This is a genomic window from Nocardioides sp. HB32, assembly GCF_054058995.1.
The window spans coordinates 1782591-1799616 of sequence record NZ_JBSSBS010000001.1; the positions used below are offsets into that span (position 1 = coordinate 1782591).

22 protein-coding genes are annotated in these 17026 nt (G+C 70.8%); 11 read left to right on the forward strand and 11 right to left on the reverse strand.

Features of this window, described 5'->3' with window-relative positions; all coding sequences use genetic code 11:
• Position 1 precedes the first annotated feature (1 nt).
• From ACVW2K_RS09015 to ACVW2K_RS09045, 7 genes are all read left to right on the forward strand, one after another.
• The gene (locus ACVW2K_RS09015; protein WP_028639024.1) at positions 2-427 is read left to right on the forward strand and encodes a hypothetical protein; all 426 of its coding nucleotides are present in this window, start codon (positions 2-4) and stop codon (positions 425-427) included.
• Between the two features lie 86 nt (positions 428-513).
• Positions 514-849, forward strand: coding sequence for a hypothetical protein (locus ACVW2K_RS09020; protein WP_457202281.1), 336 nt, complete (start codon positions 514-516; stop codon positions 847-849).
• 164 nt (positions 850-1013) lie between these two features.
• Complete coding sequence (locus ACVW2K_RS09025; RefSeq protein WP_457202282.1) at positions 1014-2258, forward strand: CpaF family protein; 1245 nt, start codon at positions 1014-1016, stop codon at positions 2256-2258.
• A gap of 1 nt (position 2259) precedes the next feature.
• Positions 2260-3114, forward strand: coding sequence for a type II secretion system F family protein (locus tag ACVW2K_RS09030; protein WP_457202283.1), 855 nt, complete (start codon positions 2260-2262; stop codon positions 3112-3114).
• Positions 3111-4160 carry a type II secretion system F family protein gene (locus tag ACVW2K_RS09035; protein WP_457202284.1) on the forward strand — a complete coding sequence of 350 codons (1050 nt, stop codon included), beginning with the start codon at positions 3111-3113 and terminating at the stop codon, positions 4158-4160. Before ACVW2K_RS09030 ends, ACVW2K_RS09035 begins: the two co-directional genes overlap by 4 nt.
• 233 nt (positions 4161-4393) lie before the next feature.
• Positions 4394-5368: a DUF3800 domain-containing protein gene (locus tag ACVW2K_RS09040; RefSeq protein WP_457202285.1), complete on the forward strand. Its 975-nt coding sequence runs from the start codon at positions 4394-4396 to the stop codon at positions 5366-5368.
• Between the two features lie 313 nt (positions 5369-5681).
• On the forward strand, positions 5682-6500 hold the full coding sequence (locus ACVW2K_RS09045; protein WP_457202286.1) for a hypothetical protein: 819 nt from the start codon (positions 5682-5684) through the stop codon (positions 6498-6500).
• A 58-nt stretch (positions 6501-6558) separates the two neighbouring features.
• On the opposite strand, the gene ACVW2K_RS09050 is transcribed toward ACVW2K_RS09045, so the two are convergent.
• The 10 genes from ACVW2K_RS09050 to ACVW2K_RS09095 all read right to left on the reverse strand — a co-directional run bounded on the left by ACVW2K_RS09050 (position 6559) and on the right by ACVW2K_RS09095 (position 13158).
• Entirely contained in the window at positions 6559-6912 is a 354-nt protein-coding gene (locus ACVW2K_RS09050; RefSeq protein WP_457202287.1) for a hypothetical protein, read from the reverse strand.
• A gap of 301 nt (positions 6913-7213) precedes the next feature.
• Complete coding sequence (locus ACVW2K_RS09055; RefSeq protein WP_457202288.1) at positions 7214-8752, reverse strand: phage major capsid protein; 1539 nt, start codon at positions 8750-8752, stop codon at positions 7214-7216.
• 289 nt (positions 8753-9041) lie between these two features.
• On the reverse strand, positions 9042-9317 hold the full coding sequence (locus ACVW2K_RS09060; RefSeq protein WP_457202289.1) for a hypothetical protein: 276 nt from the start codon (positions 9315-9317) through the stop codon (positions 9042-9044).
• Positions 9318-9349: 32 nt separating this feature from the next.
• Positions 9350-9670 carry a hypothetical protein gene (locus tag ACVW2K_RS09065; protein WP_457202290.1) on the reverse strand — a complete coding sequence of 107 codons (321 nt, stop codon included), beginning with the start codon at positions 9668-9670 and terminating at the stop codon, positions 9350-9352.
• 134 nt (positions 9671-9804) lie between these two features.
• Positions 9805-10011: a hypothetical protein gene (locus ACVW2K_RS09070; RefSeq protein ID WP_457202291.1), complete on the reverse strand. Its 207-nt coding sequence runs from the start codon at positions 10009-10011 to the stop codon at positions 9805-9807.
• Complete coding sequence (locus tag ACVW2K_RS09075) at positions 10004-10750, reverse strand: hypothetical protein (protein ID WP_457202292.1); 747 nt, start codon at positions 10748-10750, stop codon at positions 10004-10006. The genes ACVW2K_RS09070 and ACVW2K_RS09075 overlap by 8 nt, the downstream gene beginning before the upstream one ends.
• A complete protein-coding gene (locus ACVW2K_RS09080) occupies positions 10751-11305 on the reverse strand; it encodes a helix-turn-helix domain-containing protein (protein ID WP_457202293.1) in 555 nt (184 codons plus the stop codon). It lies immediately after the preceding gene.
• Positions 11302-11427, reverse strand: a complete 126-nt coding sequence (locus tag ACVW2K_RS09085; RefSeq protein ID WP_457202294.1) for a hypothetical protein — start codon at positions 11425-11427, stop codon at positions 11302-11304. Before ACVW2K_RS09085 ends, ACVW2K_RS09080 begins: the two co-directional genes overlap by 4 nt.
• On the reverse strand, positions 11420-11611 hold the full coding sequence (locus tag ACVW2K_RS09090; protein ID WP_457202295.1) for a helix-turn-helix domain-containing protein: 192 nt from the start codon (positions 11609-11611) through the stop codon (positions 11420-11422). Before ACVW2K_RS09090 ends, ACVW2K_RS09085 begins: the two co-directional genes overlap by 8 nt.
• A 185-nt stretch (positions 11612-11796) precedes the next feature.
• Complete coding sequence (locus tag ACVW2K_RS09095; RefSeq protein WP_457202296.1) at positions 11797-13158, reverse strand: recombinase family protein; 1362 nt, start codon at positions 13156-13158, stop codon at positions 11797-11799.
• Between the two features lie 127 nt (positions 13159-13285).
• Here ACVW2K_RS09095 and ACVW2K_RS09100 point away from each other — a divergent pair, with 127 nt between their 5' ends.
• The 4 genes from ACVW2K_RS09100 to ACVW2K_RS09115 are packed head-to-tail and all read left to right on the forward strand — an operon-like array spanning position 13286 to position 14754.
• Positions 13286-13480 carry a hypothetical protein gene (locus tag ACVW2K_RS09100; RefSeq protein WP_457202297.1) on the forward strand — a complete coding sequence of 65 codons (195 nt, stop codon included), beginning with the start codon at positions 13286-13288 and terminating at the stop codon, positions 13478-13480.
• Complete coding sequence (locus ACVW2K_RS09105; RefSeq protein WP_457202298.1) at positions 13480-13866, forward strand: TadE/TadG family type IV pilus assembly protein; 387 nt, start codon at positions 13480-13482, stop codon at positions 13864-13866. The genes ACVW2K_RS09100 and ACVW2K_RS09105 overlap by 1 nt, the downstream gene beginning before the upstream one ends.
• The gene (locus tag ACVW2K_RS09110; RefSeq protein WP_457202299.1) at positions 13863-14312 is read left to right on the forward strand and encodes a hypothetical protein; all 450 of its coding nucleotides are present in this window, start codon (positions 13863-13865) and stop codon (positions 14310-14312) included. The genes ACVW2K_RS09105 and ACVW2K_RS09110 overlap by 4 nt, the downstream gene beginning before the upstream one ends.
• Complete coding sequence (locus ACVW2K_RS09115; RefSeq protein WP_028639016.1) at positions 14299-14754, forward strand: Tad domain-containing protein; 456 nt, start codon at positions 14299-14301, stop codon at positions 14752-14754. Before ACVW2K_RS09110 ends, ACVW2K_RS09115 begins: the two co-directional genes overlap by 14 nt.
• Position 14755: 1 nt before the next feature.
• On the opposite strand, the gene ACVW2K_RS09120 is transcribed toward ACVW2K_RS09115, so the two are convergent.
• A complete protein-coding gene (locus ACVW2K_RS09120; protein ID WP_457202300.1) occupies positions 14756-16942 on the reverse strand; it encodes a hypothetical protein in 2187 nt (728 codons plus the stop codon).
• Positions 16943-17026 lie beyond the last annotated feature (84 nt).

Below are 17026 nucleotides of genomic sequence, written 5' to 3' on the forward strand. Positions count from 1 at the left end.
CGTGGCGAAGGAACGAGAAGAGGGCGGCTACCGCAAGGCCAGGGCCAGCGAGCTCCCGGCGGCGGAGCAGGAGCGGTTGCGCAACGTGCTCCGCCAGGAGCTGGCCGAGCAGATGGTGCGGGCGGTCCGAGCCGACCCGCCGGAGGTGGACCTGAGCCAGATCGACATCGTGCTCCGCCCGGGGCAGGAGGTGGGTGACTGGGACGCCGTCGCCGAGTGCAGCACCTGCAGCACCTGCGGCACGTGCAGCACCTGCAGCACCTGTGGCACGGCGTCGGCGGCGGTCGACATCCCGCTCGGGGTCGCCCGCGACCTGGGCCTCGAGGCGAGCCAGCCGCAGGTCGACGTACGCAACCTGCAGCAGGGCCTGGAGCGGGTCACCCAGCAGCTGTCGTCGGTGTCGCGGAAGCTGGAGGAGAGAGGCTGAGCGAAGACCGGCGTCACGTTCGGGCCGACCGCCTGCCGGCCCGCGAACAGCGGCGCCTGCAGAACACGCTGCGGCACGAGCTCAGCGTGGCGATGGTGGAGGCCGTTCGGGCCGACCCGCTGGACATCGACCTGTCCGAGGTGGAGATCGTGCTCCGCCCCGGCCAGGACGTGGCGGACTGGACGGTCGCGGCCGACTGCGGCACCTGCGGGACGTGCGGCACCTGCGGGACCGGCGGCGGCTGCGCGACGTGTGCGACCTGCGCGACCTGCAACACGTGCGCGACCTGCTCGGGCGTGCTCGCCCAGGCCCCCGGCGAGGACCGGCCGCCGGAGGTGGTGCTCGCCGCGCTGCGGGTCCAGGTGGAGGCGGCCGCGGCGGCGATGGCGGAGGTCGAGCGGCTGCGAGAGGCCGGGGGGTAGCGCCGGCAGCCGTACCAGGTCGGACCGGCTCGTCGACACCTGCGCGCACGGCGCGGATGACGTCCCGCCGGCCCGTTCGTTGTCCACAGCGGGTGACTGCCCGGTTTCGGTTGGGCGTCGCTCGGACAGACTGACGAGCACTGGTTCCGTCTCGGGGGATCCGCATGTCGTTGACGCAACACGATCAGCTGGTCGAGTGGCTCGACCAGCACGTGCGCGAGCTGGTGCGCCGCGAGGCCGTCGACCCCCAGCGCGACTCCGCCGTCGTACGCCGGATCGCGGAGGGCGTCGTCCGCGCCCACGACGACCGCAGCCTGACCGGCCAGGTGGCACCGGTGCCCGACGTCGACTCGATGGTCGGCGAGCTGGTCGCGCGGGTCTCCGGCTTCGGCCCGCTGCAGCCGTTCCTCGACGACCCGGCGGTCGAGGAGGTCTGGATCAACGACCCGAGCCGGGTGTTCATCGCCCGCAACGGCCGGCACGAGCTGACGAACCTGGTGCTGACGACCGCGCAGGTGCAGGAGCTGGTCGAGCGGATGCTGAAGTCCAGCGGCCGGCGCATCGACCTGAGCCGGCCGTTCGTGGACGCGATGCTGCCCGAGGGCCACCGGCTGCACGTCGTGCTCGAGGGCATCAGCCGCGGCTTCTCGGCGGTGAACATCCGCAAGTTCGTGCTCCGCGCGGCGCGGCTGCGCGACCTGGTCGAGCTGGGCTCGATGTCCCCGCAGGCGGCGGCGTTCCTGGAGGCCTCGGTCCGCGCCGGCCTCAACATCCTGGTCGCCGGAGGCACCCAGGCCGGCAAGACCACCGCCCTCAACTGCCTGGCTGCGGCGATCCCGGGCGGCGAGCGGGTCGTCTCCGCCGAGGAGGTCTTCGAGCTCCGCTTCCCGCACCCGGACTGGGTCGCGCTGCAGACCCGGCAGTCCGGGCTCGAGGGCACCGGAGAGATCCGCCTGCGCGAGCTGGTCAAGGAGAGCCTGCGGATGCGGCCCAGCCGGATCATCGTCGGGGAGGTCCGCGCCGAGGAGTGCCTCGACCTCCTGCTCGCGCTGAACGCCGGCCTGCCCGGCATGTGCACCATCCACGCGAACTCCGCCCGCGAGGCGCTGGTCAAGATGTGCACCCTCCCGCTGCTGGCCGGCGAGAACATCTCGGCGCGCTTCGTCGTACCCACGGTCGCGGCCAGCGTCGACCTGGTGGTCCACCTGGGCATCGACGAGCACGGGGTACGCCGGGTCAACGAGGTGATCGGGGTGCCCGGCAGGGTCGAGAACGACGTGATCGAGACCGAGACGGTCTTCGAGCGTCGCGGCGGCGAGCTGCACTGCACGGGTGGCCGTCCGCCGCACCCGGAGCGGTACGACCGCATCGGGATCGACGTCCACCGGATCCTGGCCGGGGAGCACTGAGGTGGGCGCGCTCGTCGGACTCGGCGTCGGCATCGGGCTGATGCTCGTCTGGAGCGCGTTCTTCCTGCCCCGCTCGTCCCCCGGGGCGTCGCGGGCGCCGGGACGCGCGGCGGAGCTGCTCGCGCGGGCCGGGCTCGGGCAGGTCTCGGTGACCGGGTTCGTCGCCCTCTGCCTGGTCTGCGGGATCGCGACCACGCTGGTGCTGCAGGTCGTCTCGGGGACGCCGCCGGTCGCGGTCGCCTTCGGGCTGATGGGCGCGTGGCTGCCGGTCGCGGTCGTCTCCGGCCGGGCCCGGCGCCGCCAGCGCGAGCTCGCCGAGGTGTGGCCGGAGGCGGTCGACAACCTGGTGTCCGCGGTGCGCGCCGGGATGTCGCTGCCCGACGCGCTGTCCGCGCTCGGCTCTCGCGGGCCGGAGCCGTTGCGGGAGGCGTTCGACGAGTTCGCGCTCGACTACCAGGTGACCGGCCGGTTCGGGGAGTGCCTGGACCGGCTCAAGGCCCGGCTCGCCGACCCGGTCGGCGATCGCGTGGTGGAAGGGCTGCGGGTCGCGCGCGAGGTCGGCGGCGGCGAGCTCGGACGGCTGCTGCGCAACCTCTCGGCGTACCTGCGCGACGACGCCCGGACCCGGTCGGAGCTCGAGGCCCGCCAGGCCTGGACGGTGAACGGCGCCCGCCTCGCGGTCGCCTCGCCGTGGCTGGTGCTGCTGTTCATGTCGTTCCAGTCCGAGGTCATCCACCGGTACGCCTCGCCCGCGGGCGTCGCCGTCCTCACGGTCGGCGCGGTTGCGTGCATGGTTGCGTACCGGCTGATGATGCGGATCGGGCGGCTGCCCGTCGAGCGCCGGATCCTGTCGTGACTCCGGCGTGGTGGGGTGCCGTGCTCGGCGCGATGTTCGCTGGCGGGGTGCTCCTCGTGGTCGCGCGGGTGCGCGTGATCCGGCGGCCGCAGCTCGCCGTCCGCGTGCTGCCCTACGTCCGCGACCTGCCGCAGGTCGGGCGGACCCCGCTGCTCCCGCCGACCTCCGCCACCGCGGGCGTGTTCGGGCCGCTGCTGCGCTCGGCCGCCGACGCCGTCGAGCGGATCCTGGGTGGTGCGGCGTCGGTACGCCGCCGGCTCGAGCGTGCCGACATCGACAAGAGCGTGCACGAGTTCCGGGTCGAGCAGGTGCTCTGGGGCGTGGCGGCGTTCGCGGTCGCCGCCGCGGTCGGTGTGCTCCGGATGCTCACGGAGCCGGGATCGGGACCGACCTGGCTCGTGGTCTGTGCGATCGCCTTCGTCTCGGGCGTGCTCGCGCGGGACACCCACCTGACCAGCCAGGTGCGGAACCGCGAGCGCCGCATCCTCGCGGAGTTCCCGGCTGTCGCCGAGCTGCTCGCGCTCAGCGTGGCGGCGGGGGAGAGCCCGGTGGCGGCGCTCGACCGCGTCGTACGCCGGAGCGGCGGCGAGCTGTCCACGGACCTGGCCCGCGTGCTCGCCGCGGTCCGCACCGGCGAGCCGGTGGGGTCCGCGTTCGACCGGATGGCCGCGGTGACCGGACTGCCTCTCGTGGCGCGGTTCGCCCAGGGCATCGCGGTGGCCGTCGAACGCGGCACCCCCCTGGCCGACGTGCTGCACGCCCAGGCCGCCGACGTCCGGGAGGCCGGGCGGCGCGAGCTGATCGAGACCGCGGCGCGGAAGGAGGTGTTCATGATGGTGCCGGTGATCAGGATGTCACTGTCCTGTGAGGAGACACGGCATGGAACCCGACTTCACGAAGCCCAAGGTCCGCGCAATCTACTGGCTGCGATGCATGGGCGTACCCATCGCCTTCGACGTCACCGACGAGGAGTTCGCGCAGGTGCTGATCGACACCGGTGCACTCATACACGAGATCGAGCACTCGTCGGCCGCGACGCGTCGTGAGGGGTCGGGCGGCCTGGGAGGGGAGTGATCAACGCCATGGAGTGCCACCGCGCCCGGTCGGGTAGATTTGGGATTGTCCTAAACAGACGCCTCGATGGAGTTGACAAGTTACGCTCGACTCCGCGACGCTACTTCAGCCGAGAAGACTGCCAACGCGGTACTGATCAGCAGGGTGGGACTGCCAACGCGGTGCCCACATAGCTGACTCGGCCATCGAACGAGGTCCAGTGTCCTTGACACCGGACCTCGTTCACATTTTGGACCTTGGGGAGTTCTTGTACCTGCTATTCGTTGACGAATCTGGGACTCACGGCGATAGTCACGCCTTCGTCCTGGGCGGGATCGCCATCCACGAGAGCGACACCCAGCGTCTCCAGCAAGCCCTGGATGCCCTCGTCGTTGAGAAGCTGGAGCGCGTGCCGCCCAATCTCGACGAGTACGAGCTGCACGCGAGCGAGATGCGGAACGCCAAGAAGCCACGCCCCGACGAAGCGAAGGCGCCAGCCGTGACGAGCATCTGGGCGAACGTTTCAAGATCGCTCCGGCTCGAGCTACTGGACGCCGCCTACGAGCTCATCGCAAACTTCGAGACCAAGGACCCTCAACTGCCCGCAGCCTTGTTCGGCGTGGTCGTGGACCGCAACTTCCGGGCGGATTGGAGCCAGATCGAGAAGGAGCGGTTCGCCTACGAGGTGCTCCTCAACAAGTTCGACATGTTGCTCAAGACGCTCCGAGTCAAGAAGGGGCTGCCCAACCGCGGTCTAGTAATTCACGACCGTCGAGTAGTGGCCGAACGAGACATCCAGTCGTGGACGAGCGAATGGCGCGCGGCCGCCGGCAACATTGGCCAACTGATGAACCTCGCTGACGTGCCCTTGTTTGCTGACTCGCGGGCGACTCGGCTGCTGCAGGTAGCCGATCTGGTGTCGTATGCGCTCTACCGGAGGTACAACCCGACCATCCCGAAGGAGCCAAACTTCGCCACCATCTGGCCGCGGTTCCACAAGGAGAAGACCCACGTGCACGGATGCGTGCACTATTCACCCTCGTTCGGCCAGGGATCGTGTGCTTGTGAGCCGTGTACGGGACGCCTAGAGGCGGACACCGCCCAATTCATCCAGGCTTCTACCCGCCCCAAGAGAACTCGGATGCGGACTCGTCGGGGTCGAGTTCCTGAGTCTTCCGCGCCGGTGGATCAATCCGACTAGGTGTTGTGCTTGGGCTGTTCCCATGCACGCCCTCGTGGGCGCGCTGGGCCTGCTCCAACGCATCTGGTCTCGGTCGACGGCTTGAGGAGATCGAATGGGCTGCTGGACGGAGGCCCAAGCCGCCGGAGCAGCTCCGGCGCCTGAGCGGCACACCAGGCGCTGGGCGGCTGCGGCGTGGCTTCGAGAGCGAGCGTTGACGCCCGCAGGCCGCCGCGGAGATGCCTCGTGATGAGCCGAGACGCAGCTGAAACAGATGTGACTAGCCGAAACCGTTCCGGCCTCGCGACGGCCGCATGCCTGCGAGGATGCCGCGGTGGGCGACTGGGTGAACGCGGCGCAGGTAGCGAGCGGCGTCGCGGCGCTGGCCGCCGTGTGGCTGTCGGTGGTGACGGCGAGGTCGGCGCGCCGGACGCCGCTGACCGAGCCGTACATGGCTGCGTGGCGATCCGTGCTCGAGGTGTTGACCGTCGCCACCGAGAGCCGGGACGAACCGCCGCCCGAGCAGGAGGCCGACGCTCTCATGCGTCAGTTCAGAGCAGCGGACCACCAGCTCTCCGCGATTGAGGCGACCCTCCGCGTGCGGGTCTACGGCCGGGCGATCCGCGGCGACCTGAACAACCTGCTGCTCGACGTCCTGTACGACGACCCCGAGATTCGTGAGCCCGGGGACCACCCGCTGACCACGGAGCACACGCCACGCCCCGCGTGGGCGGGCTGCAGCGACGAGCAGTGGGAGCAAGTGATCAACTCGGTCCCGTTCGCATCGATGTGGATCAGCCAGGTCTGGGAGCTGCCCGGCCGACCGTGGGATACCGAGGAGGGTCTGATGCGCTGGTACTACCCCGTCGTGCTCCAGGGGCTGTACGTCGACCCGGAACACAGCGTGACGGCGCCGGGCGCTCCGGCGCAGCAGCAACTCGCCTTCATGCTGAGCATGTACGTCGACTCCTTCGTGCTGCCGTGGGTCCGGGACGCTTCGCGAGAGGCCCTGATGGGGCGGCTCGGGCTCCGCGGGCAGAGGCTCAGGTGGCAGAAGCGCCGCCACCGCTGGAGCTACGACCCGCCGTGGCGGCGAGAGCAGTGGCACGGCCACCGCCCGATGCGGTTCGAGCCCACAGATCGGAGCCGATAGCGCGATTATGCGTTCCTCGGCAGTAACTGGTCTTCGCCGCGTTGTCGCGACGGGGCTACTACGGGTTCACGCAGACGAAGAACGGGGTCTTAGTCACGTCGAGGTCGCCGCTGAAACCCACCGTTACGTCCGTGACGAGCGGCGAGACCATCGCGCAGCGGTCATCGTCCGCGGACGTTCGAGCGACCTCCAGCACGGTGACCCGCCTGCCCAGTTGGTCGAGGTCGGACCTGAGCCCGGACGTGTCCGAAGCCTGCCCCGCAGGCCCAGTTGGTCCGGCGGGCCCGACCGGACCAGCTGGGCCGGTCTTGCCGGTCTCGCCGTGCATGAGCGCCGCCCCGGCCACGCTGCCGAGGAGACCGAAGACCGCGCAGAACATGGCGAGCGCGGCCCAGCGCACGAACTTAGACATGGCGGTCACCGTAGTGCGCCGGCCGCCCGACGCACTGGGTTTTGAGGTCGGTGCGCAAGCGCTACCCGGCGAGGTTGAGTGGTTGAGTGAATCCGTCGCGAACGAAGCGAGAGGCCGCCAGCGCGGCCCACAGGCGCCCACGGAGAGCGATGTGCCCCCGGGGTAGCAACCCCCCGGGGGACACATCCTCCACCCGCAGTCCCGGGTGAGCGCGGCGCGGAAAAGGAACACGCCGCTCGCCGGGCTCACGGCTCCGGCGGCAGGAAGCGTGAACTGCCGCCGAGCGCGCGAGCCCGGGGTTCTAGGTGAGGCTGAGGACGCGCAGCGCGGTCGAGGTGCCGGCCACGCTCGAGTCCGCGCCGACTCGCCAGAACCCGAACCAGCCGCCCTGACCGGTGGGCCGCTGGTTCACGCCCTTGATCACCGGGTCGTACACCAGCGACATGCCGATCCGGTCGACGATCAGGTACTGGCTCCCGTCGCCGTACAGCAGGACCTTGTGGCCGCCCGTGCTGATCACGCCGTCCATGGTCGAGCTCTCGGACGCCGGCTCGCCGAACGGCGCCATCGTCGAGCCCGCCAGCATCGGGCTCTGGCTGCCCGTGAAGACCGGCAGCTGCCGCAGCGCGTCGAGCGGTGCGACGTTCCCGAACCAGGCCGGCCGGGACGTGCCGGTCCGGAACCGCGCCGGCAGCGCCTGGTGCAGCGAGTAGACGCTGGCCGCGGTGATCGCGCCGCCGCCGAGCGCGGTCGCGGTCGCCCGGGTGACCGCGCCGAACGGCTGGCCGCTGCCAGAGCCGGTGGCGAACGCCGCCTCCTCGAGCCGGTCCTTCGCGTCGGCCAGCAGCGTCGGGAGCTGCTGGGCGAAGTCGGAGTCCTCCAGGACCTCGTAGCTGCCGAAGACCCACGCTGCGGCCTTGGACGGGGTGATCTTCGTCTGCCCGACCGTGGGCGAGTTGTCGGTGACCTCGGTGCCCTCCGCGAGCCACGCCGCGGTGACGCCGGCCGAGTTCACGCCGTTCCAGTCGTTCGTCGTGGTCTGCTTGACCGTGGCCCACTGCCGCCACGGGTTGGCGGCGCCAGCGTTCGTCAGGATGACCGTCGGGTCCAGCGTGAACGGCACGAGGTAGCCGCCGTTCGCCGCGGTCAGCGACATCGCGGCACGCGCGTGGGTGTCGCCCATCGGCGCGGCCGACCAGTCGCCCACGCCGCCGGCCAGGTCCCGGGTGAACGACCGGGTGCGGGCCATGGCGTACCGCTCGGCCTCGGTGAGATCGAGGGCGAAGTGCAGGGGCGAGCGGATCACCTTGTCGAACGCCGTCCGGTACGCCGGGTCGGACAGCGCCAGGGTCTGCGCCGCGGCGTGCTGACGCTCGCGGAGCGCGGACGGGTACAGGGCGCCCCACTCGTCGGGGTCGGGCGCCTCGAGCAGCGCTGAGAGGCGGGCGATGCCGTCGTCGGGCACACCGCCTGCCTGGAGCAGCTCCAGCGCTGAGTCCGCGCGCCGGAGCAGGTCGTCCATGCCCAGGCCGTTCAGCGTCTCCGCGCGGGCGATGCCGTCGTACGCCGCGGTCCGATGCCGGGACAGCACCGTCGGATCCGGACCCGACCCCCGCCGCCGGCCGCGCGGCACATTCGCCGGCGTACCGGTCGGCCCCTCGAGGTTGCCGGGGGATGCGGCGCGGGTGACCAGCTCGGCGCGGCGTGCGCCGCGGTCGATGTCGTCGTACTCGGCGACCAGCTCGTCCGCCCGCTCGGCGTCGGCATCGGTCGGATTGTCGAGGCTCTCGATCCGGACCAGCTCGTCTCGGATCGCCTCCTGGCGTGCGGTGAGGCTCATGGGTTTCTCCGTTCGGGTTCGGCCCGCCGCGCCACGGAGTGAGTGAACGCGACGCGGCGGGGCCTTCGGGTGAAGGTGACCGAGCGGAGTGCTTGAACGCGGCTCATCGATCCAGGTCGGCGGCTCCCGATGGGAGTGCCGGTGGGGCGAGCTTCCGGCTCCGCGAGCGGAGTGGTGAGTCTCAGGTTCAGCGAGTCTTCGATCAGATCCCGGCGGGTCCGGAAACGGAGTGCCGAGGTGTGTCTCTAGCGGGTCCGGTGAAGCGGAGTGCCGGAGTACGCCGTTGATTCTACCCCTGCCAGTCGTCCGGGACCGTGTCCGGCACTCCGGCGATGCGCTGCCCCGGCGGCAGCTCGAGCTCGTCATCGGCGAGCAGCGCGCCCTCCACGACCGCCAACGTCCGGCCGCCCCACATGAACACGATGCTCTCGCCCTCACGTACGCCGGACACGCCATGCTGGCCGGTCTCCTGGCACCAGGCGATCCGCTCGGCGCGGTCCGCGGGGTCCAGCCCCTCCACCGCCTCGGCGAGCAGCCGGCTCAGCTTCCTGTTGGTCTCGGTCATCTCACTGGTTCCTTTCTGGTGGTGGTCACGCCTCAGCCCACGATCGCGGGCGGCACGGACGTGAGCCAGGCGTGGATCCGCTCGAGGCTGCGCCAGGTCACTTCCATCCCGGCGAGGACCTCGTCGACGTCGTCCTCGCCCTCGGGGAAGCGCGACTCGAGAAGATCCATGTCAGCCGGGAGGAACTCGAGCATGGCGGCGAGCTCCTCGAGCGCCTCGGCCCGGCTCATCGGCGACCGCGGCGCCGCACGTCGTCTCGCCGCCTTCTGGCATCGCGGCGAGCAGAACCTCGCGTCCCGCCGCTTGGCGCCGAACGTCGCCTCGCAGCGCTCACAGGCGCGGATGAAGGGCATCGGGGATCCTCTCGGGTTCTCGGACATGTCCGCGGACAAGAAAAAACTCGGGGATAGGAAACGTGGACTGGCCAGTCGGAGCGAGAGCTAGGCGAGCGCTGCGATGCCGCCCCCCATGGCCCGTCGAGCGCGGGTTACCGGTCAGCGGTGTCACGGTCGACCTGCTCATGCGGCGCGCAGTCCGAGCACGCGCACCCGCCGCCGTCGGCATCGGTGGCGTCCAGGTTGAAAACCCAGAACCGCTCGTCGCCGTCGCTGTGGATCACCACGCCGACCGCGAGGCGGTCACCGAGACGGACGACTCGAGCGGGGTCGAAAATGGGGCGGACGTCGTCAGTCACGTGTGGTCTCCTCGGCAGGCAGGAATTTGGGAGTAGTGGGCGAGGGGTCGTGCGTAGGTGCCGGTTGGGCGGCAGCAGGCTTCGAGTGCTGCGAGGCGCTCCGTGCGCTCTCCAACGAGCCGGCGACGGCCGACCATGCGGCCTCGTCCTCGGCGTCGGGTTGCCACTGCTCGCGATCAGCCACCCACTCGATCAGCGATGTAGCGCGGCGCTTCCACTTCACGACCCCGTCGCTAGGCACGCACAGCTGGCAGCCGGGGCTGTCGGCAACTGCCCATCGCTTTGCGACGACCTCGGCCGGGTCGAGGATCGGCCACTCGCCGGTGAGGCTGTTGCCGGGGTGCCGGACTCTCACGCCGCACTTGACCCGGTTCTGCTTGCACAAATGCTCTGCTCGGTTGTCATCGAGCTCGCCTGCGAGCACGACCGCGATCCTTGCGATGGTGCAGGTCGCCCACCTGAACCCGGCCAGCGTCTCGGTCATCGTGAACGGCGCTCGCTTCCAATCCCACTCGGCTCTGACCTCAGCCCACAGGCGCGTGCGCGTCTCTGGGTCGACCGGCCGGCCCATCAGGTTTTCGCGGTCGCGCAGCAGACGGAGGATCTCGATCTTGGCGACGTGCAGGATCTTGGGCTCGATCGTCAGCAGGGCGTGTTCCTCGCCCGGTCCGTCATGCCACGGAGCGGGTCCCAGCACGCCGATCGTGTACGGGCTCGGCCACTTTTTCGGTTTGGTCATTCAGTCCTCCTTCGCCACAGGGCAGACGCCGGCTGGGAGTCCCGCATAGCGCGGCGTGAGCGAGTGCCGAGCGGGCGCGTCAGCGCCGCGCGAGCGCCGAGCGTCAGCCGCATTTACGTCCGTAGAGTTCCTGGACTTACGTCCGGAACTTACTTCCGTAAATTGGCGCGTCATCCTGTCGCCAGGCGTGGGACTTTCTGACGCCAGATGCGCGTCATCCTGACGCCAGGCTTGCGTCACGCTGTCACCACCGGATGACACAGAGTCGCCAGATTCGCGCTTCAATACGTCAGAGAGTCGCCAGATCGTTGGGGCTTTGTGGCGGTGCTGGCCGACGATGACGCCCCGGTCCTCGAGGCGTTCGAGCGCCCGCTGAACGGTGCGCCGGCTGCACCCGGCCCGGGTAGCGAGTCGGCTCGCGGAGGCGAACGCTCGCGGGTCGTCACCGTCGTCGGCGAAGCTGAACAGCACCGACAGCACAGCTCGATCCGTCAGCGTCAAGTCGGTCCGTGACTCCGTCCTCATCCACAGGACGCCCGCTAGGAAGGCGGTCATGCGACCTCCTGGGTCGGAGCCGGACGCAGCAGCAGGGCGAGGCGGTCGCGCTGCTCGACGGTCAGATCGGGGGCGTCCGCGACGGTCGCGCGGACGTATTCAGCGAGCGTGTGGTCATCCATGACGCTTGGGCTTCGCCGGAGAGAGGGCAGCCTCGAGGTCCGTCCGGGAGAACCGGAGCAGGTTGCTTCCCCTGAGCCGCGATGCGCGAAGGTCGCCGCGCTCGACCATCCGGTAGATCGTCGTGACGCTGACATCGAGAATCTCGGCGGCGCCGCGAACGCCGACTACATCGCCAGCCTCCATCGTCGCCTCCCAAACGTCAGTCGTTGACCTCGATTGAGCACAACTGTGTAGAGGCGATAAGGGATGCACAATCCCGAAAAGGGCGCCGCAATGAATAGATATCGAGGGCGGAATCCGCCGGTTTGCGGGGAACTGCAGGGAACTACCGAAATCTGAATTACTGAAACCAGACCGAGATTTTACGTTCAGGCTTGCCAGTCGATCTGGACCTGCTCGGGGCTGAACCGGACGCCCTTGCCGGCGGGCAGGATCACCACATCGCACAGCACTCGGATGATCTCGCGGACCTGCGTGAGCGGCAGCCCATCGAGGGTCGCGCGGACGTCCTCGGCGCCCACGACCGGCGCGAGCGGGCTGCCATCGGTGGCAGCGCTGATCTGGCGCTCGAGGGCGCCGATCTGGTCGCTGAGCTTCTGTGCTTGGGCCCGAACGGCGTCGGCGCCGAGCAGGCCCTCGGCGAGCATCGCTGCGAGTCCGTCGCGACGTTCCCGCAGCTCTGTCACCTGTCGACGAAGCTCGTCGACGTCGACGTCCGGGCTGAGCAACTGCGCGGCATCCGGGCGGCTGAGCCGCGCGGCGATCGTCGCCAGGACGACCTCATCGACGTGGTCGCGGTGTCGCGCCGCGTAGCAGCGGCGGCATCGGTAGACGGGGGTCCGATTCTTGCCGTTGGTCGTGAACATCATGGCCTCGCGGTCGCAGCTCTCACGCCCGCAGAGCGCGATCCCGGAGAGCAGGTGCCTGACGGTCGTCGAGGGCGCGTTCTTGCGTCTGGGGTCCGTCAGGAGGGCCCTCAGGCGCTCGTACGCCTCGATCTCGAGGATCACCGGACCCGCCTGCCCCATGTCCTGACCCCGGTACACCACGCGACCGGCGACACGGGGATTGAGCACCACTTGCTTCAAGGTCTTGACGGTCCAGCGCCCCCCGAGAGTGGTCAGCACGCCGCGGCCGTTCAGGTCGGCGACGACGGCCGCGAGCGTCGCGCCGCCGAGGAGCCTGTCGGCGGCCACCCTGATCACATCCGCCTCGCGCTCGACAATGCGCACGGCGTGGCCGTCGCGGTCGAAGCCGAACGGGCGGCGCGTCCAGAGCACGATGCCGCGGCGCGCTCGGTCCCGATTGGCCTCGACCTGCCGAGCGCCCTTCTGCTCGACCTCGTAGCGAGCGGCGTGGCCGAGCATGCCGGCGAGCATGCGGCCGGCGGGCGTGCTGAGGTCGATGTCGGCCGACATGACCGAGGCGATGCGGAGATCCCGACGCTCGGCGATCTCGACGAGCTCGGCTAGGTCGCGCACGCGACGGTAGAGCCGGTCGGTGTGCCAGCAGACCAGTACGTCGTGTCGACCCGCGTCGAGGTCGGCGAGTAGGCGAGTCCAGTCCTTGCGCACGCCCTTGCTGGCCGAGGAGTCGTTGTCGCTGTAGACCTCGGCGACTTCCCAGTCGTTGCGGTCCGCGAGTGCGCGGCACTCGCGGAGCTGGCGGGCGACCGCGACTCCCTCGCCGCTCTTGTCGAGAGACTGCCGCACGTAGATGGCAGCGCGCATATTAGGAACGGTATCAGTTGACAACTGTTGTGCCGGTCGTGTTCCTCGTCCTGCCCGTGACCGTCCTGTTCGCCTTCTGGCCCGGCGTCATCGGTCTGCACCTGACGACTCCTTGAGGAGGAGAGCAATGGAACACATCTCGATGACGCTCACGAGGATCTACCTCGCCCTGACCGCACCCCGGGTGCGTGACGAGCGCGGCGACGTACCCGGGTGGGTGATGATCACGGTGATGACCGCCGGGCTGGTCGTCGCCATCACCGCCGTCGCGAAGCCGCAGCTCCAGTCGATGCTGAACAACGCGCTGGCCCAGGTGAAGTAGTGCGCCGGCCGCGCGGGGAGCGTGGCTCCGCCGTCGTGGACTTCGTGCTGGTCCTCGTCGTGCTGGTGCCGGTCTTCCTGGGCGTCCTCCAGGTCGCGCTGGTGCTCCTGGTGCGCAACACCCTGGCGTCGGCGGCGTCCGAGGGGGCGCGGTACGCCGCGACCCTGGACCGCGGGCCGGCCGACGGCGCGTCGCGCACCCGCGGGCAGATCGACGGCGCGATCTCGGGCCGGTTCGCCCAGGACGTGTCGGCGCGGCCAGCCACGGTCGAGGGGGCGCCCGGCGTCGAGGTCGTCGTGCACGCGACCGTGCCCGCGCTCGGCATCGGTGGCCCGGGCATCTCGTTCACCGTCACCGGACACGCCGTGGAGGAGCAGCGGCCGTGAGGGAGCGCGGCGAGCAGGGGAGCGCGCTGGTCGAGCTGTCGTGGCTCGGCATCCTGCTGCTCGTCCCCCTGCTCTGGATCGTGGTGTCCGTGTTCGACGTGCAGCGTGGGGCCTTCGGCGTCAGCGGCGCCGCCCGCGCGGCCGGCCGCGCCTACGCGCTCGCCCCGACCGACGCGGAGGGTCGCGCCCGCGCCAACGCCGCGGCCCGCCAGGCGCTCGAGGACCAGGGCGTCCACGGCGTCCCCGTCTCCGTGACGATCACCTGCACGCCGTACCCCCACGACTGCCACAGCGGTACGTCGGTGATCACGGTCCGGGTCGCCTCGCGGGTCGACCTGCCGCTGCTGCCGAGCTTCCTCGGCGGGCACGCGCCGAGCTTCGCGCTGGACGCGACCCACACGGTGCCGATCGGCCAGTTCCAGGAGATCGACCGTGCGGCGCCGTGACCGCGGGCACGGTGAGGACGGCCAGGCGACGGTGCTGATCGTCGGCCTCGCGTTCGTGCTGGCGATGGCCGTCGCGCTCGTCGTCGATGCGTCGGCGGCGTACCTCCAGCGCCAGGGGCTCGACACCGTCGCCGACGGCGCCGCCCTCCGTGGCGCGGACCTCGGCGCCACCGGCCGCGAGGTCTACACGAGCGGCGTCCCGCGCGACCGGCTCGACGTCACCGCGGCCGCGGTGCGCTCGTCGGTGCACGACTACCTCGCGTCCTCGGGTGCGTACGCGAAGTACCCCGGCCTCTCGTTCACCGTCGACGTCGACCCCGCGACCTCCACGGTCACCGTGCACGTCGCCGCGCCCCTCGACCTCCCGCTCACCGTCCCCGGGTCGCCCGGTACGGCGAGCATCGGCGCCACCGGCTCCGCCATCGTGGTCCCCCAGCGTTGAGTCAGTCCTCGGTGCGGCCGACGTAGCCCATGATGTTCCAGGAGCTGCCGCCGATGTTGACGCCGTACTGGATGGTGCTGAAGTCGAGGCCGGCGCGGGTCCTGACCACCGAGCTGATCTCGTCGGCGCGGCCGCCGGTCGGGTCGGGGAGGACCGCACCGGTGGTGGAGTCGAGGAACTTGTTGCGGTACCAACCCATCCACAGCTGGTCGCCGACGGCGGAGAGCCGCAGCAGCACCCGGTTCGACTCGAACGACGCGGGCTGGAACTCCTCGCTCTTCCCGGAGCGGGCGAACAGCTTCGTCAGGCCGGGGCTCGCGAAGTCCAGGCCCTGGAAGACCTGGTGGAACAGCCCGCTGGCGAAGATCGTGTGACCCTGGACGGCGGCGTCGTACACCGGGCCGTCGATCCTCGGGTCGAAGTAGGTGCGCCGGAGCCCGTCCCTCGCCCGGAAGCGGACCATCGCGGCGTCCCGCGGGAAGCCCTCGGGCGTCGAGCGCTTGAAGCTGCCGACCGCGAGCAGGTCGCCGTCCACGGTGGTCAGGTAGGAGATGTAGCCGCGCAGCGGCACCAGGAACGAGCGGTCCTTCCTGCCGTTCGGCGCGTACACCGTGATCCGGTTGCGCGGGAACTTCACGTCGTTGCTGAGCCGCTGGGCCACGACCAGCTCGTCGCCGAGCGTCGTGATGCCGGTCAGGTTCCTGACCCGGGCGTGCGTGCGGGCGGCGTCGACGGCGCCGGTGTCCGGGTCGTAGGCCCGGATCGTGTCCCAGCCCGCCGAGAAGTACGGCGGGTGCTGCGCGCGCGGGTAGTAGCCGTAGAAGTGCGTCGGCGCGGCGTAGATCGCGTTCGGCGCCGCGACGAGGTCGCCCCCGTAGGTCTCCTTCGTCACGCGGAAGCCGGGCACGGGCTCGAGCGTGGTCGCGTCCAGCGCGGCGATCGACTTCGTGTGCGCAGGGTCCTGGAGGTAGAAGTGCCCGCCGACGTACGCCGCGTCCCCGCTGACGTCGACCGCGTTGACCTGATGGTCGAACGACGGGACGTCGACGCCGGCCGCCGCGCCGGTGGCCGGGTCGAGCACGGCCAGGTCGCCGGCCGGCTCGCCGCCCGCGTGGTCGAAGGCGCCACCGACCCACAGGTGGTCGCCGGCCAGCGCGAGGTCGAAGACGCCGCCGGGCGCGCCGAACGTCGCGGTGCCGCCGGTGACCTCCGGGTCGAAGCCCGGATCCGCGGCGCCGGTCGCCGGGTCCAGCGCCACCAGCCGGCCCGGCCGCCCGTCGACGGCGTCGGCGTCGGTGCCGACGTACAGCGTGTCGCCGGTGTAGAGCAGCGTGTGCACGTGCCCGCCGGAGGCGCCCGCGATCGACACGTCGAAGCCCATGTCCTTCGCGCCGGTGACCGGGTCGGCCGCGACCAGCCGGGTGGTGCCGACGTAGAGCCGGCCGCCGCCGAGCGCCAGCGCGGTCACGTCGCCCTCGACGGGCGAGGTGAAGCCGGGGACCGCGGCGCCGGAGACCGGCTCGACGGCAGCGACGTGGTCGGTGCCGACGTACACCCGGCCGGTGCCGGTCGCGAGCTCGGTGACCCGCTCGGTCTGGTCGGCCCGGAACGGCAGGGTCGAGCCGTCGGTCGCCGACACCGCGCCGAGGTTCTGCCGGGTCGACTCGCCGACGTGGCTGAACTGGCCGCCGACGTAGAGCGTGTCGCCGTCGAGCGCCAGCGCGCTGACGAGGCCGTCGGTGGTCGCGTCGAACTCCGGGTCCAGGGTCCCGTCGGCGCGCACGTGCGCCAGCCCGCCGTCACCGGGGCCGTAGACGTCCATGCCGAAGTCGCCGCCGACGTACCAGCCGCCGTCGCCGTCCGGCACCGTGACCGACACCTGGCCGTCCGGGAGCGCCGGCGCCGGGCGGTCCGCCCCGGTGCCCGTGTCCAGGATCCGGCCCGGTCCGGAGTAGCGGCCGATCCTGCCGAAGCTGCCCCGGACGTAGACGCGGTCCCCGCTCAGCACGACCTGGTCGACCGGGCCGTTCGCGACGACCGCGGTGTCCGGCAGGTCCGCGAACGACGGCGTGTCCACCGGCGCGCTCGCCGAGGTGTGCTCGGCCGGCTGGAGCGCGTTCGCACCGGAGACGCTCAGCCCGAGCGCGAGCACGGCGGGTACGACGGCGATGGAGCGTCGGGGGGACATGGACCCGACCGTAGGCAAGACAAAATCCGGGCGCGGCCCTTACCGTGGAACTCGACCGGACGGTCTAGCCCATGTTCTCGGAGG

Coding starts and splice junctions, on each gene's coding strand:
- ACVW2K_RS09025 (WP_457202282.1), top strand. CDS start 1,014: ATGTCGTTGACGCAACACGATCAGCTGGTCGAGTGGCTCGACCAGCAC.
- ACVW2K_RS09050 (WP_457202287.1), bottom strand. CDS start 6,912: ATGTCTAAGTTCGTGCGCTGGGCCGCGCTCGCCATGTTCTGCGCGGTC.
- ACVW2K_RS09055 (WP_457202288.1), bottom strand. CDS start 8,752: ATGAGCCTCACCGCACGCCAGGAGGCGATCCGAGACGAGCTGGTCCGG.
- ACVW2K_RS09060 (WP_457202289.1), bottom strand. CDS start 9,317: ATGACCGAGACCAACAGGAAGCTGAGCCGGCTGCTCGCCGAGGCGGTG.
- ACVW2K_RS09065 (WP_457202290.1), bottom strand. CDS start 9,670: ATGCCCTTCATCCGCGCCTGTGAGCGCTGCGAGGCGACGTTCGGCGCC.
- ACVW2K_RS09075 (WP_457202292.1), bottom strand. CDS start 10,750: ATGACCAAACCGAAAAAGTGGCCGAGCCCGTACACGATCGGCGTGCTG.
- ACVW2K_RS09080 (WP_457202293.1), bottom strand. CDS start 11,305: ATGACCGCCTTCCTAGCGGGCGTCCTGTGGATGAGGACGGAGTCACGG.
- ACVW2K_RS09085 (WP_457202294.1), bottom strand. CDS start 11,427: ATGGATGACCACACGCTCGCTGAATACGTCCGCGCGACCGTCGCGGAC.
- ACVW2K_RS09090 (WP_457202295.1), bottom strand. CDS start 11,611: ATGGAGGCTGGCGATGTAGTCGGCGTTCGCGGCGCCGCCGAGATTCTC.
- ACVW2K_RS09095 (WP_457202296.1), bottom strand. CDS start 13,158: ATGCGCGCTGCCATCTACGTGCGGCAGTCTCTCGACAAGAGCGGCGAG.
- ACVW2K_RS09100 (WP_457202297.1), top strand. CDS start 13,286: ATGGAACACATCTCGATGACGCTCACGAGGATCTACCTCGCCCTGACC.
- ACVW2K_RS09120 (WP_457202300.1), bottom strand. CDS start 16,942: ATGTCCCCCCGACGCTCCATCGCCGTCGTACCCGCCGTGCTCGCGCTC.